This is a genomic window from Bifidobacterium primatium (assembly GCF_002802875.1).
GTDB classification, from domain to species: domain Bacteria; phylum Actinomycetota; class Actinomycetes; order Actinomycetales; family Bifidobacteriaceae; genus Galliscardovia; species Galliscardovia primatium.
Map to the genome: position 1 here is coordinate 344,847 of NZ_PEBI01000003.1, position 15,151 is coordinate 359,997.

At 64.2% G+C, this 15,151-nt stretch carries 11 protein-coding genes and 1 tRNA gene; all 12 read right to left on the reverse strand.

Annotation, left to right across the window (positions count from 1 at the left end; all coding sequences use genetic code 11):
• Positions 1-138: 138 nt before the first annotated feature.
• Positions 139-735: a 4-hydroxybenzoate polyprenyltransferase gene (locus CS006_RS07565; RefSeq protein ID WP_133119548.1), complete on the reverse strand. Its 597-nt coding sequence runs from the start codon at positions 733-735 to the stop codon at positions 139-141.
• Positions 736-831: 96 nt separating this feature from the next.
• Positions 832-911, reverse strand: a tRNA-Leu gene (locus CS006_RS07570).
• An 82-nt stretch (positions 912-993) separates the two neighbouring features.
• A complete protein-coding gene (locus CS006_RS07575; RefSeq protein ID WP_100511196.1) occupies positions 994-2,001 on the reverse strand; it encodes a Ppx/GppA phosphatase family protein in 1,008 nt (335 codons plus the stop codon).
• Positions 1,998-2,594: a DUF501 domain-containing protein gene (locus CS006_RS07580; protein ID WP_100511197.1), complete on the reverse strand. Its 597-nt coding sequence runs from the start codon at positions 2,592-2,594 to the stop codon at positions 1,998-2,000. Before CS006_RS07580 ends, CS006_RS07575 begins: the two co-directional genes overlap by 4 nt.
• Positions 2,591-3,109: an FtsB family cell division protein gene (locus CS006_RS07585; RefSeq protein WP_100511198.1), complete on the reverse strand. Its 519-nt coding sequence runs from the start codon at positions 3,107-3,109 to the stop codon at positions 2,591-2,593. Before CS006_RS07585 ends, CS006_RS07580 begins: the two co-directional genes overlap by 4 nt.
• 90 nt (positions 3,110-3,199) lie before the next feature.
• The gene (gene eno / locus CS006_RS07590) at positions 3,200-4,498 is read right to left on the reverse strand and encodes a phosphopyruvate hydratase (RefSeq protein ID WP_100511199.1); all 1,299 of its coding nucleotides are present in this window, start codon (positions 4,496-4,498) and stop codon (positions 3,200-3,202) included.
• 110 nt (positions 4,499-4,608) lie between these two features.
• A complete protein-coding gene (locus tag CS006_RS07595; protein WP_100511200.1) occupies positions 4,609-5,472 on the reverse strand; it encodes an aminotransferase class IV in 864 nt (287 codons plus the stop codon).
• Complete coding sequence (locus CS006_RS07600; RefSeq protein WP_100511201.1) at positions 5,465-6,943, reverse strand: anthranilate synthase component I family protein; 1,479 nt, start codon at positions 6,941-6,943, stop codon at positions 5,465-5,467. Before CS006_RS07600 ends, CS006_RS07595 begins: the two co-directional genes overlap by 8 nt.
• Entirely contained in the window at positions 6,940-10,476 is a 3,537-nt protein-coding gene (gene mfd / locus CS006_RS07605) for a transcription-repair coupling factor (RefSeq protein ID WP_100511202.1), read from the reverse strand. The genes CS006_RS07600 and mfd overlap by 4 nt, the downstream gene beginning before the upstream one ends.
• Complete coding sequence (gene pth, locus CS006_RS07610; RefSeq protein WP_100511203.1) at positions 10,466-11,065, reverse strand: aminoacyl-tRNA hydrolase; 600 nt, start codon at positions 11,063-11,065, stop codon at positions 10,466-10,468. Before pth ends, mfd begins: the two co-directional genes overlap by 11 nt.
• Positions 11,066-11,614 carry a GNAT family N-acetyltransferase gene (locus tag CS006_RS07615; RefSeq protein WP_243386900.1) on the reverse strand — a complete coding sequence of 183 codons (549 nt, stop codon included), beginning with the start codon at positions 11,612-11,614 and terminating at the stop codon, positions 11,066-11,068.
• Positions 11,615-11,727: 113 nt separating this feature from the next.
• On the reverse strand, positions 11,728-14,958 hold the full coding sequence (locus CS006_RS07620) for a UPF0182 family membrane protein (RefSeq protein ID WP_100511204.1): 3,231 nt from the start codon (positions 14,956-14,958) through the stop codon (positions 11,728-11,730).
• Positions 14,959-15,151: the final 193 nt, after the last annotated feature.

Genomic DNA, 15,151 nt, shown 5'->3' on the forward strand with positions numbered 1-15,151 from the left:
CTCCTTGCATGATATTCGTTGGTATGTGTATCGGATTCGGGCGTTCCTTCGCCCAAAAGCTCGCATATAACCGTTAAACGTATACGGTATCGCAGACACTTGCAAGCATGTGATCACCGTTCGGCCTTGCCATGGAGCCTAGCCGAGAGTCGAGTAGAAGCCCCAAAGGAAGAACGCGCCCAGCGCTGACAGCGCCAGCACGACGACGCCCATGGCCACGCACGCCGGAACGCGCCGCGACAGCCTCGGTGCGAATATCGCCGCCAGCAGAAAACCCACCAGGCCGATGATGGCGCAGTTGAAGACGATGGCCCACACGTTGCCTCCGGAGATGGAGGGCAGACCGGCGGGTTCCAGAACGGAATTGATGAACGTCGGGTAGATGAGCCCGCCCCAGATGCCGAACGAGGCCATGCCCACGATGCCGTAGCTCACCGGGGCGAACCTCGCGGGGAAGTTATGGGCGATGTTGTCGGCGAGCCAGAGGAACGCAAATCCGAGGACGGCCATGAACACGACCGCCAGCAGACAGGCCACGGCGGCCCACGGGACAAGGGCGAAGGCCCCCGAGACCATGCTGATGATGACCGGCGCGCAGATGATCTCGCACACGCACATCACCGAGGCGACGACGACGGCCTGGGCGAGCATCAGAGGCACGGGGCCCTCTGCGGCATCCGCCGCCGGCACCGGGGAGGACGTTGAAGTCCGGAGAGAATGGTTCTTGTCAGTCATGCGCTATATCCTGCCATGGATTTCGAACGGACAGGTTACCGCAGTCCATATTGCGACGCGAGATGCAAGCCACAGCGATCGGGCTATCGGATGAGGTGCCCCCGGTGGGACTCGAACCCACAAGCCGAAGCGGCCGATTTTAAGTCGGATGCGTATACCAATTCCGCCACGGGGGCATGCCGGCGAAAGCCGACTTGGCCATTATGCCACGAAACACCGAGAAACGGGGCTCATTCGAGCCCCGTATGTCAGAAGCGGTCAGGAGTTCAGCAGACGGCGCCCCAGATTCAGCACGATGCCGTCGAGCAGGCCGTGCTCGCTGGTCACATATGAGTTCAACTCGCGTCCGGAATCCTCATGCACGGCGTCGCGCACGCGTGCGAGCACGCGGTTCCATACCAGGGCTCCCCCGCCGATCACGTCGATGCGGCCGGGATGGATCACCTGATATTCCGCCCGTTCGGCGCGGGTCATCCGCAGCACCCTGTCGCAGGTGGTACGGGCGTCGTCCACGGTCACGATGGCGCCGTCGACGGCGTCGCGATCGTATTCCCTCAGCCCCATGGCGATGCCGCTCATGGTGGTGACCGTGCCGGAGACACCGATCAGGGTGCCGGTTCTGCCTGCGGGAACCGTGGCGAACGCCTCGTCGATATGGGCGTCGATGTCGGCGATGGCCTCATCGATCTGCTGCCGTGTCGGCGGATCGGACACCAGATGGCGTTCGCTCATACGCACCGATCCGATGTTCATGGAGAACGCCGCGACGGGATGGTCCGCCGGCGCCTCGACGCCGTCGCCGCCGATGACCATTTCCGTGGAGCCTCCGCCCAGGTCGACGACCATATACGGTGCCGGAGGCATGTGCGGACCATCCTGCGACTCGAGCACCGAAGTGGCGCCGAGGAAGCTCAGCGCCGCCTCCTCCGTGCCGGGAATGACGTCCGGTCGCACACCAAGACGCGATTGGACGGCGTCCTCGAACTCGTCGCGGTTCTCGGCGTCGCGGGTGGCGGATGTCGCGACGAATCGCAGCGCATCCACCGGATGCTCCTTCAGCACGGCGGAAAACTCGTCGATGGCGGCGTACGTGCGTGCCAGCGCCTCGTCGTCGAACCGGTGCGTCTTGTCCACGTCCTGACCGAGACGCACCACGCGCATGATGCGAGGCACCTCCACGGTCATGCCGTTCTCGCTCACCGTGGCGATCATCAATCGGATGGAATTGGTGCCGCAGTCGATGCCGCCTACCGTAACCGCCGTCATGCGCGATGCTCCTTCTCCGTTTCGTCGTCGACGATCACCGAGCATCGACAGACGTTCGTATCGAATTCGTCGGTGATGCGGTCCCGGACCGCATCACCAATCGGGTTGACTCCCCGGCCCATGACCAGTGAGTGGCCGAGCAACGCGTGAAGGCATTTGACGCGCACGGGCATGCCGCCCGCACTGATGCCTTCGATGTGCTCCTCGCTGTCGCCGAGGCGTTCGGCCAGTTCATGACGGAATGCGAGATAGAGCCTGTGGGCGCGCTCGTAGGCCAGACGCACGTCGTCGTCCTCCTGCACCTGCCGGGTGTATTCGGTCATGCCGCCGGCGGCCTCGATCTTCGAAACGGCCTTCACCGCCTCGGGACTCGTGAGATAGCAGGTGGTGGGGAACGGAATTCGCCCGTCCACAAGCGGGCGGGTGATGACGGCGAGCGGATTGCCGCAGACGCAGCGTGCACCGACCGCGACCATGCCTCGCGGGAAACGTCCCAGCTGGCGCTGCACCACCGCGATGTCATGCGCACTGGGCTTCACGGCGAGTTTCTCGTCCAGAACGTCCTGGATCAGTCGGGTATCGTCGTTGGTCATTTACCTTCCTTTGACTGTGTGGGCGTTGCATCGGCCTTTTCGAATGAGGAGAACATGTCCTTGTACCAGGGCAGCTTCTGCTCGGTGTCGGAGGACGACTTGCTCGAGGCGTCGGAGTCCGTGGTCTTGCCGGTCACCGCCTCGGGATGCAGTATGCGGATGGAACGCTCTCCGGGGAACACGAAGCCCAGCCGTTCCCTCGCCTGCGCGGTCACGTAGGCGTCATCGCCCCAGCGGTCGATGTCGTTGTCGAGCTGCTCCTTCTGCGCTATCAGCGACGCCTCCTCGTTTTTCAGCGAGTTGAGTTCGGCGAGGTTCAAGGCATAGGTGTGGAATGTGGACAGCAGCTGGATGGCGCCCAATATCACGATGATGATGGTGATGAAGAACGTGATGGGAGCGGAGGACAGCAGCCCCGACGACGCCGACGATTTGCCTCCGTTCGCACGGGTCGCGCCTTTTTTCACGGTCGACGGCCTCCCCTGACGTTTCGATCTGGCGTCCTTGTTGCTCATAGCTATGAAAATACCCGTCGCATTCGACTTGACCCGAATGCGACGGGTATTGTTCACCAGTTGTTCAAAGCGTGGATGTCACGCGATGATTCACTTGGCGATGTACTTCTTGCAGGCCTTGAAGGCGCTGTAGCCGGCGTACTGAGCGGTGGAGCCGAGCTCCTCCTCGATCTCGAGCAGGCGGTTGTACTTGGCGACGCGCTCGCCACGGGCCGGGGCACCGGTCTTGATCTGGCCGGTGTTCTTGGCAACGGCGAGGTCGGAGATGGTGGTGTCCGGGGTCTCGCCGGAACGGTGGGAGACCATGGAGGTGTAGCCGTTCTTGGTGGCGAGCTCGATGGCGTCGAGCGTCTCGGTGACGGTGCCGATCTGGTTGAGCTTGACCAGCAGGGAGTTGGCGGCGCCGAGCTCGATGCCCTTGGCCAGACGGGCCGGGTTGGTCACGAGCAGATCGTCACCGACGAACTGCAGGCGGTCGCCCAGCAGCTTGGTGATGGCGGTCCAGTCGTCCCAGCCTTCTTCCTGGAACGGATCCTCGATGGAGACGATCGGGTACTCCTCGATGAGCTGCTCGTAGAAGTCGAGCATGTACTGGGAGTCACGGTCGTCACCCTCGAAGTGGTACTTGCCGGTCTCCTTGTTGTAGAACTCGGAGGAGGCCACATCGAGGGAGATGCCGATCTGCTTGCCGGGCTCGTAGCCGGCGGCGGAGATGGCGTCCATGATGTAGTTGAGGGAGTCCTTGTTGGACTTCATCTTCGGGGCGAAGCCGCCTTCGTCGCCGAGGCCGGTGTTCAGGCCTTCCTTCTTCAGGACGTTCTTCAGGGTGTGGTACACCTCGACGCCGGCCTGCAGGGCCTCGGAGTAGGTCTTGAAGCCGTACGGGGAGATCATGTACTCCTGGATGTCGGTGGCGAAGTCGGCGTGGGCGCCGCCGTTCATGATGTTCATGTTCGGAACCGGCAGGATGTGGCCGTTGGTGCCGCCGAGGTAGCGATACAGCGGCTGGTCGGCGGATTCGGCCGAAGCGTAGATGGCGGCGAGGGAGACGCCGAGGATGGCGTTGGCGCCCAGCTTGCCCTTGTTCGGGGTGCCGTCGAGCTCGATCATGGTCTCATCGAGAGCGCGCTGATCGGAGGCGTCCATGCCGATGACGGCCGGGGCGATGACCTCGTTGACGGCCTTGACGGCGTCGAGAACACCCTTGCCGCCGTAGACGGACTTGTCGCCGTCACGACGCTCCCAAGCCTCGGCCTCGCCGGTGGAGGCACCGGAGGGGACGAGACCCAGGCCCTGAGCACCGTCTTCGGTGTCGAGGACGACCTCGACGGTCGGGTTACCGCGGGAATCAAGGATCTGGCGCGCGTACACGCTTTCAATTGCTGCCACAACTTCTCCTTAAGACAAATTATGTTGTGCTGACAGACTCTAAGAGTAATGCCTTTTATGGACGTTGCCCAGATTTTCACCGAAGGTGTCGTCAAAGCGCCGGTTTTTCGTCAGATATGGCCGATTTGTCCATGTTCGCGCTCACATGCAAGGCGTCCGTACTCCTGCATAAGCCGCCGGGTAATCGGCCCCGCAGGAATCGCGGTGCCGCCGATGACGGATACCGGACGCACTCCCATCAGCGCGTTGGTGGCGAACACCTCGTCCCACCGACCGAGTTCGAATGCGCCGCCGCCGAGCCCGTCCCCGTCCCGGGAGGCCATGACCGGCATGCGGCTCTCGACCACCGGCCGACGCTCGCATACCCACTGCCGTACCGTGCCGGGCAGCAGCCCGCATTCCTCCGCCGGCGTGCGGATGACGCCGTCACGTACGAAGAACAGGTTGGCATTGGTGGTCTCGCAGATCTCGCCACGCGTGTTCACGAATACGGCTCCGTCGAATCCCGATGCCCTGGCGCGGCGAGTCTCGAGGATGTTGTCCCCCTGGTTGAGGGTTTTGTGGAAGGTCAGCGGCGAGCGCTCGTTGCGCCACGCCCGGCACCATCCGAGCTTCAGTGTTCGGTCGTCCGCCCACCGATCGTAGGGGTTGGCCCGTTGGGTCAGGACCAGCTCGTCGTCGGAGGTGATGACCTTCAGTGCGCAGGACGTCCAGAGCGAGGGGTTCTCCTCGCGCAGCCGACGCAGGTGCCGGTCGATGCGTTCCCTGAGGGATGCGTCATCGGGATCGGGCACGCCCACCGCATGGCAACCGCGGTGGAGGCGTTCGATATGGCGCTCGAGCATGATCGCGCGGCCATGCCTCACCGCGATGGTCTCGAATACGCCGAGCCCGAACTGGTATCCCTCGCCCGGACCGGCCGGACCGAAGCCAGGCGCGACGCAGTGCAGGTCGTCGGTGCTTTCGTCAGTCATGCCATTGGCCTTTCATGTCGCAGCCGAGGGCATCGAGGAGCGCCTCGGCCTTCTGCATAGCCTCGTCGTATTCGAAGTCGGGGTCGGAATCGATGGTGATGCCGCCTCCGGCGCCGATCAGGTATTCGTATTCGCCGCCCTGTCCGTTCATGCCGGCCGAACCGATATGGGTGGCCGAACGAATGAGGATGTTGAGGTCGGCGTCCCCGTCGAATCCGATGTATCCAAGGGAGCCGGTATAGGCGCCTCTGGCCGATCGCTCGTAGCGGTCGATGAGCTGCATGACGCGGCGTTTGGGCGCACCGGTGATGGAGCCGCCCGGCGACATGGCCTCGATGGCGTCCTCGACCGTCCGCCCTTCGGCGAGATCGGCTTCCACGGTGGAGATGAGATGATGCACGTGGGCGAAGCTGTGAACGGCGGCGAACGCCGGCGTGACGACCGTCCCCGGCTTCGCCACCCGGCTCAGGTCATTGCGTTCAAGGTCGGTGACCATGAGCAGTTCGCTGTGGTCCTTGTCGGATCGTTCGAGTTCGATGCGGTTGACGAGGTCCCGGCCGGGGTCGTTCGAACGCGGACGCGTTCCCTTGATGGGTTCGGTGGAGATGTGACGTCTTCTGCATTGCAGGAACCGTTCGGGCGAGGAGCTGACGATCTGCCATCCGCCGCCGTTGACATAGCCGGCGTACGGCGCCGGATTATTGATGGCAAGCCTTTGGAACAGCCGCATGGGCGCCAATGGGCCGGAAACGGAAAACCGCAGCGAGTAATTGGCCACATAGGCGTCGCCGTCGCGCATATGCGCGCGCAGGGACTCGATGCCCTGCACGTATGATGCACGGTCGTGATCGCAGGTCCAGGTCGCACCGGCGAGATCGTCATGAGATCCGGCCGGCTCCGAAGCGGCGGATCGCCATAGGTCCTCGATGCGAGGCGCATCGTCGCGACGATGGTGGGATATCAGCGTCGTTCGGCGGGCGCGATGGTCCTCGACGAGGATGTCGTCGAAATCCCACCATGCGGCGTCGGGCATGGCCGTCGACCGGACGTGGCGGGATACGAGACCATGTCGCCTCAACCCGTCGTCATAGGAGAGAAATCCCATGACACCATGGACGAACGGCGGGTATGCGTCTCGTCTTCCCGATGGCGTCGAAGTCGATGCGTCGTCGTCCGCCCCATCGCCCGTTGCTCCGCCATGGGCTTCCGCGGACCAGCGGCGAATGATGTCCATGACGTCGGAGTCATGATGAACCGTCCGTGCCCACGTACCGGATTCGTATCGCGACTCCCTGACGTCGCCGCCGTACTGCAGCAGCTGCCGGCACGGATTGACGCCGAGTATGGAGTACCGGCCCCCTTCTTGCGAATCGAGGAGGACCATGGGGGCGTCGTCGGAACCGAGGACTGCGGCCATGTCGGCGAGCGCACGGTATGGCCGCAGTTCCTTCATGGTGGTCGCGTTCGTCATGGCCGCTTTTCCGGCGTGTGCTTCCAGGCCAGGTCATCGAGCAGCTGGTCCGTCCAGTCGATCACCGCTTCGGAGTCCATGGGGCCGGATCCCAGCGATCCCTGGAAAGGCGCGGGGATCAGGTACGTATGGGTGACCGGCCGGTATTGGCTGCCCTTGTATATACGGCCGATGCGCATCGACACCGATTCGGGCGGGTCGATCCTGCCTACGCGCACGTTGCGTCCCTGCGCCACGATCTCGCTGATGCCCAGTGATCGTGCCTTCGCACGCAGGCGGGCGACGTCGAACAGGATGTCGAGCTGCCTCGGCGGGTTGCCGTAGCGGTCGGCGAGCTCGTCGCGCAGTTCCCGAAGGTCCTGATCGTCGCGTGCGGCCGCCATCTTCCGATAGGCTTCGAGACGAAGCTTGTCGGAGTCGATGTAGGTTTCGGGGATGGATGCGTCCAGCGGCAGGTCGATGGTGACCGACACCGGTTCGGTGCGCTGCGGCTCCTTGTATTCGGCGACGGCCTCGGAGACCATGCGCACATAGAGGTCGAACCCGACGCCTTCGATGTGTCCGGACTGTTCGCCGCCGAGCAGGTTGCCGGTGCCGCGCAGCTCAAGGTCCTTCATGGCCACGTCGTAGCCGGAGCCGAGCGCCGTGTTCTGGGCGATGGTGGCGAGACGGTCGTGCGCAGTCTGCGTCATCGTCTTGGACGGGTCATAGAGGAAGTACGCGTAGGCGCGTTCGCGGCCTCGGCCGACGCGGCCTCTCAGCTGGTGCAGCTGGGAGAGGCCGAACTTGTCGGCGTGGTCCACGATGAGCGTGTTCGCGTTGGAGATATCCAATCCGGTCTCGATGATGGTAGTGCATAGCAGCACGTCGATGTCCCTATGCCAGAAGTCGCGGATGACGGCGTCGAGCTGCTTCTCCCCCATCTTGCCGTGAGCGATGCCGACGCGGGCCTCGGGCACAAGCTCCTTGAGCCTGGCCGCGGTGCGTTCGATGTCGTTCACGCGGTTGTGCACGTAGAACACCTGACCGCCGCGCAGCAGTTCGCGTCGTATGGCGGCCGTGACCTGTGCGTCCTCATAGGCTCCCACGTAGGTGAGCACAGGGAGCCGGTCCTCGGGCGGCGTGGCGAGTGTGGACATCTCGCGGATGCCGGTGATGGCCATCTCCAGCGTGCGCGGAATCGGCGTGGCCGAAAGGCTCAGCACGTCCACGTTCGTGCGCAGCGCCTTGAGCGTCTCCTTGTGTTCGACGCCGAAGCGCTGTTCCTCGTCGATGATGACGAGCCCCAGGTCCTTGAATCTGATCTTCGGGTTGAGCAGCTTGTGCGTGCCGATGACCACGTCGACGGTTCCTTCGGCCAGGCCCTCGGTCGTCGCCTTGATCTGTGCCGGCGTCTGGAATCGGCTCATGGCGGCCACGTTCACGGGAAATCCCGCGAACCGTTCGGTGAAGGTCTCGTAGTGCTGCTGCACGAGCAGCGTGGTGGGCACCAATACGGCGACCTGTTTGGAGTCCTGCACGGCCTTGAACGCGGCACGCACGGCGATCTCGGTCTTGCCGAAGCCGACGTCGCCGCATATCAGCCGGTCCATGGGCACCGGCTTTTCCATGTCGGCCTTCACGTCGTCGATGGTGGTGAGCTGGTCGGCGGTCTCCTGATAGGGGAACGCGTCCTCCAGCTCCTTCTGCCACGGGGTGTCGGGACTGAACGCGAATCCCCTGGTCTGCTGACGGGCCGAATAGAGCTTCACCAGGTCCTGGGCAATCTGCTTGACGTGCTTGCGAGCCTTCGCCTTGGTGGCCGCCCAGTCGGAACCGCCGAGTTTGTTGAGCTTGGGCGTGTCGGCGCCCACGTACTTGCTGATCTTATCGAGCTGGTCGGTGGGGATGAACAGCTTGTCCGGCGGGGCGCCGCGTTTGGACGGCGCGTATTCGACCACCAGATACTCGCGTTGCGATCTGGTCGCGCCCGAACCGATGGTGCGCTGCCGCATCTCCACGAACCGGCCGATGCCGTGCTGTTCATGGACGATGTAGTCGCCGGCCTTCAGCTCCACGAGGTCGATGCTCTTGCGGCGGCGCTTCGGTGTCTTCGCCTGCGCCGCCACGCCGGATTTACCGGTAAGGTCGCGTTCGGTGAGCAACGCCAGTCCGGCCGCAGAGTCGATGAAGCCGTCCGACGCGCGGGATGGCAGATAATCGACGTCGGCGATGCCCGCCTCGGCCAATGCGCGACGCAGACGCGACAGCGTGCCGCCGGCCGCAGCCGTGATGGTGACGCGCATTCCGGAATCGACAAGTCCCTGGATGCCGGATGCGGCCTTCCGCCCGTCGCCGCGGAACTCCTCGGGGGCCACGGCGCCGAGAAGAATATGGCCGCTGCGTTCGGGATCGACGCCGAAATCGGCAAGGGACCATACCTGACGGTCGGAATGCTCGAGGTCGCGCACGACATCGTCGTAGTCAAGGAAGCTGGCCTCGTCGAAGCTGATGGGGGCGCCGGATCCGTGTCCCGACGCCGCGACGTGCCAGCTGGCCGCCAGGAACTCGTCGGCGGTCTTGTTCAGGTCCTCCCCCGCCCGGCGCAGGCGCTCGGGTTCGTCGAGCATCACGCAGGCGCCGGCCGGCAACAGCGTGGATACCGGGACGAGATCGTCCACCAGGGCCGGCAGCAACGATTCCATGCCTTCCACAGGTATGGCCTGGGATATGGATTCGAGCATGTCGCGTGCGTTGGGGATGCGTTCGGCCAGTTCGCCGGCACGGTGGCGCACCGCTGCGGTGAGCTGCAGTTCACGGCAGGGCGTCGCCCATATCGTCCTGAGCCCATCGCCATAGGTTCGCTGGTCGGAGGCGTGGAATTCGCGGATGGAGTCGATGGTGTCGCCGAAGAACTCGATGCGGACCGGATGCGGCGCGGTCGGGGGAAACACGTCGAGTATGCCGCCGCGCACGGCGAATTCGCCACGGTCCATGACGAGTTCGGTGCGTGTATAGGCGTTTTCCACGAGTCTGGACACGGCCTCGTCCAAGGGTATGTCCTCGTCGATAGTGAACACCAGCGGATCCACGTCGCCGAGGCCGGCGACCACGGGCTGGATGAGCGAACGCACGGGCATGACGAGGATGCGGATCGGACCGAACATGCCGCCCGCAGCACCCGGATGGGCGAGACGGCGGAACACGGCCATACGGCCGGCGACGGTGTCCGAACGGGGCGACAGCCGCTCATGCGGCAGCGTCTCCCACGCCTGGAGCAGGGCGATGTCGCCGGGGTCGCCGCCATACCAGGAACGCAGCGAGGCCACGGTCTCCTCGGCGTCGCGCCCGGAGGGAACGACCATGACCACGGGCCGTTTCGCTGTCGAGGCCACGGCCGCGGCGAGCGCCGGCCGGATGCCGGCGGCCGCGCCGATGGTCAGCACATGTTCGTTCGAACGGACCGTGTCGCGGAAACGACCGTCGGCGTCCAGTCCTTCGAGAATCGGGGACAGCGAGCCGTCCGCGGCCGCTGCGTTCCGGTCAGCGGCCATTGAACCGCTCCTGAGCCCGGCTCAGGCCGTCGATGATGATGGTTTCCGCCGCGTCGGCGCCGTCGGCGAGGAATTCGTCGAGCTGCTTGCGCTGCTGGGGCGAGAATCCGCCGAGCACCCAGTTGACGGTGTTGTCGTGGGCGTTCGGGCCGCGACGGGCGTGGCCGACGCCGAGCCGGACGCGCGAGTACTTGTTGGTTCCCAATGAACGGTCGATGGATTTGATGCCGTTGTGGCCGCCTGCCGAACCGCCTGCCTTGACCTTGATGCGGCCGAAGTCCAAGTCCATGTCGTCGTGGATGACGACGATGTGCTCGGCGGGGATGTCGTAGTATGCGCTGATCGAGGAGACGGCGTTGCCGGACTCGTTCATGTAGGTCAGCGGCTTGGCGAGGAAGAACTTCACGCGCTGCCCGCCCAGGGACATGACGCCCTTGCCGAGCTTGGCCAGACCCTTGTGGTCGGAAAGGCTGACGGACCAGCGTTCGGCCAGCACGTCGGCGCACATGAAGCCCATGTTGTGACGGGTCCCCTCGTATTTGGAACCGGGGTTGCCCAGTCCTGCGATAAGCCAGAAATCGGATGCCATTTAGTTTCCCAACTCCTTGTACCAGTAAGCCACATCGAGTAGTTTGTCGCCGTTGCAGCACGCCTTGGGCAGGTACCCGTAGCGTTCGAATCCGAAGTGATGCATGAGCGCGGTCGAGCCGGTGTTGTCGGCGAAGACCACGCAGACCGCGATGCGGAAGCCGATGCGCTTGGCCGCCTCGACCAGCCATTCGACCAGCATGGTGCCGAGCCCCTGGCGGGAGAACGCCTTGTCGACGTAGTAGCTGAACTCGGTGATGTCGGAGTAGCCGGCACGGGCGTGGTAGCGCGACAGCGACGCGAATCCGGCCACCTTGCCGTCGACCTCGATGACCACCACCGGGTACTGGTCGCGGGGGTTATGGGAATACACCCATTCGCGACGCTGATCGAGATTGCGCGGGGTCAGGTCGGCGGTGCTGCCGCCTACGACGACGGCCATGTTGTAGATGCGGGTGATGTCGTCGAGATCGCTGTCCTCGGCGTCTCGGATCACAATGGTACGGCCGTTGGAATACGTCGTGGAATAGGTTTCGTTCAATAACTGCACGGCAATAGTGTATATCGGCACGGGACCGATATGAATCGAGGGGCGCGGCGACGCACGACGTCGGTTCCGTGCGTCACCGCGCCCCTCGATCCGGGACGGCGGGAAGACTCTGCCTACTGCTGGTCGCCGCTGAGCGACATCGCCTTGTTCAGCGCGTCCTGCAGCTGCTTCTGCGCCTTGCCATAGGCGGTCCAGTCGCCGTTCTTCATGGCGGCGTCGGAGTCCTTCATGGCCTGGGATGCGTCCTGCAGCGCCTGCTTCATCTCCGGCGTCATCGCGGTGGCGGAACCGCCGGACTGCTGCGACTGCGACTTGCCGGACGTGGATTCGCCGGTCTTGTCGCTCTTGCCGGACTGCTGCTGGCTCTGTCCCGTCTTCTCGGCGTCGCCGGCCGAGGCGCCGGAATCACCGCCGAACACCTGGTCGAGCGCCTCGTCCAGGGTGTCGGCGAAGCCCACCTGGTCGCCGAAGGCGACGAGCACCTTCTTCAGCAGCGGGTAGCTGGTCGCGCCACTGGACTTGATGTAGACCGGCTGCACGTAGACGAGGCCGCCGCCGATGGGCAGGGTGAGCAGGTTGCCGCGCTCCACCTTCGTGCTGCCGGACTCGAGCAGGTTCAGCTCCTTCGACACGTCGGCGCTTGAGTTGAAGTTGTTCTGCGCCTGTCCGGGGCCGGGGACGTTGGTGTCCTTGGGCAGTTCGAGCAGACGGAGCGTGCCGTAGTTCGGCCCGACCTTGCCCTTCTCGTTGCCGGCGTCGGAATCGACGGACAGGAATCCGGTGAGGATCTCCCTGGTCTGGCCGCCCGCCGGAATATAGGTGGAGGTCAGCGAGAACGTCGGCTCCTTGGTTCCCGGGGTCTGCATGGTCAGGTAGTAGGGCGGCTGCTTGATGTCCTGCTTCTGCTCCTGCTGGGACTCGGTGGGGTCGGTCGGCGTCTGCCAGAAGTCCTCTCCGGAGAAGAACTGGCTGGCGCTGGAGACGTGGTACTTGCTCAGCAGCGAGCGCTGGACCTTGAACAGGCTTTCCGGATAGCGCATGTGGCTCATCAGGTCGCCCGAGATCTCGGAGATGGGCTTGTACTGGTTGGGGAAGATGCTCTCCCACGCCTTGAGCACCGGATCGCTCGGATCCCATGCGTACAGGTCGACCGAGCCGTCGTAGGCGTCGACCGTGGCCTTCACGGAGTTGCGGATGTAGTTCGCCTGCTGGCTGCCCAGCCCCTTGACGGTGTCGGAGCTCACGGTCAGCGAGTCGGTGGTGGCCGATCCGAGGTCGGTCTGCTGCGAATAGGGGTAGGCGTCCGACGTGGTGTAGCCGTCGACGATCCACTTCACCCTGCCGTCCACGACCGCCGGGTAGACGCGGCCGTCGAGGGTCAGGTACGGGGCGACCTTGGCGACGCGGGTCTGCGGGTCGCGGTCGTAGAGGATCTGCGAGGCGGAGGTCACACGGTCGGAGAACAGAATCTGGTCGGAACCGAACCGGATGGCATACAGGATGCGCGAGAACAGGTTGCCCACGCTCGGCCCGCCGTCGGCGTTGAACGTGGTGGTGGCGCCCTTGGAACCGGTCGGGTAGTCGAACTCCCATGCACCGGTGCCCTCGGGCGCGCCGACGATGGAGTAGTCGGGCGAGTTCGGCGAGAAGTAGATGCGCGGCTCGTAGTGCTGCGATTCGGTGAGCTTGCCCTGGGTGGGGATGCCCTGCTCGAAGAATTCGGGCTGTCCGTCGGAGGTCACCTTGTTGCCGTAGGCGGCGACGACGCCGTAGCCGTGCGTGTACACGGTGTGGTCGTTCACCCAGTTGCGGTTGTCGTTGCCCTCGAGGTTGATGTCGCGCACGCCGATGACCGTGTCCTGGCTGACGCCGTCGATCTCGTACTTGTCGACGGCCAGCGTGTCGGAGAAGGTGTAGTACTGCTTGGACTGCTGCAGCTGCCTGAACGTCGGGGACACGACCTGCGGGTCGAGCAGACGGATCTGTGCGGTGGTCTCGGCGTCGGATTCGAGCGCGCCGGATTTGCCGGCGGTCGTGGCGTCGTATTCCTGGGTCTTGACCTTGTCGAGGCCGTAGGCGGCGGTCGTGGCGTCGATGTTGCGCTGGATGTACGTGGACTCGAGCTCCTGGGCGTTCGGATTCACCTTGAAGCGCTGCAGCAGGGCCGGGTACACGATGGTCAGCAGCATGGACGCGATGACGACCACGGCGATCGCCACCACCGGAGTGCGCCATGCCCTGAGCGCCGCGGCGGCGGAGGATGCCGGGGTGTCGTTGCTCAGGCTCTTGGTGGTCATCATCCACACGCCGAGGACCACGCCGAGGACGGCCACCAGCACGGCCATGGCGAACGTCACCGGAATCGTGGCGTGCACGGCGGCGTATGCGGCGCCGGTGATGCGGTCGCCCTGCTCGGTGAGCGTGGAGAACACGCCGAGCGCGATGCGCACGGCCCACACGAGGAAGAACAGGATGAGCCATACGGCGACCTGGCGACGGGCGCGACGGGTCATGTCGAAGATGGAGCGGCCCTTCGTCGGCATGCCCAGACGGATGCCTCCCATGAGCACATGGGTGATGACGGAGAACAGCAGTCCCATGACGAGCATGGTGAACAGCGCCGAGGCCACCAACTTCAGGCCGGGCAGCACGAACACATAGAAACCGTTGTCCAGACCGAACTGGGCGTCCTTCGTGCCGAAGGACTGATTGTGGAACAGCAGCAGGATCTCGGACCAGTTCGCATTGAACTGGAAACCGAACACCAGACCGACGATCAGCGAGATGATGACAGCGATGCGTCGGGCCATCTTCGAGCTGACGCCGGGATCCATCTCCATCACGCCGTTGCGGAAACGAATCTTGGTGCCGTCCTCGAAATCGGGACGTGCACGGATGGCGAGCCACGCCGCGATGTACGCCACCAGGGCGACGACGACGGCATACACCACCCACAGGCCGATGCGTACGCCGTACGTGGTCCAGATCACGCTGGAGAAACCGAGCTGCGAATACCACATGACCTCGGTGATGAAGCGGGAAAGGCCGAATACCAGGCCGAGGAGGATGACCAGCGCGACCACCACGCCGATGAAGATCCTGTTGCCGCGTCCCATCGAAGGCATGCCGGCGGAGCCCGCCTTGGGGATGCGGGGGAAGTTCGGGGGAACGCTGCCTCGTGACGAGCGCGACGAATCGCCGTCGTGACGCTGCTCGCCGTCGGCGGTGACGTCAAGGATCACGGGATCGTCATCGCCTCCGCGCTGGCCCTTGGCGCTTCGTCGGTCACGATTGCCCTGAGGGTCAAAGGGATCGGGGAAACCAAACATATCAAATAACGACATGGTTCAAGACTACAGTAGTCCCGCGAAAGGCCTCGGATCTCCGTCTTTTTCCATGGCCCGACATCCGGACGTCATATGGCCGCCGATAATGGTATGGAAACAGAGAGAAGCCAATCAATAAGGGACACTGGACCAATCATGAGCCATTCGACAGGTACCCCTGACATTCCACGACCGCCGAAGCGGAAGGATT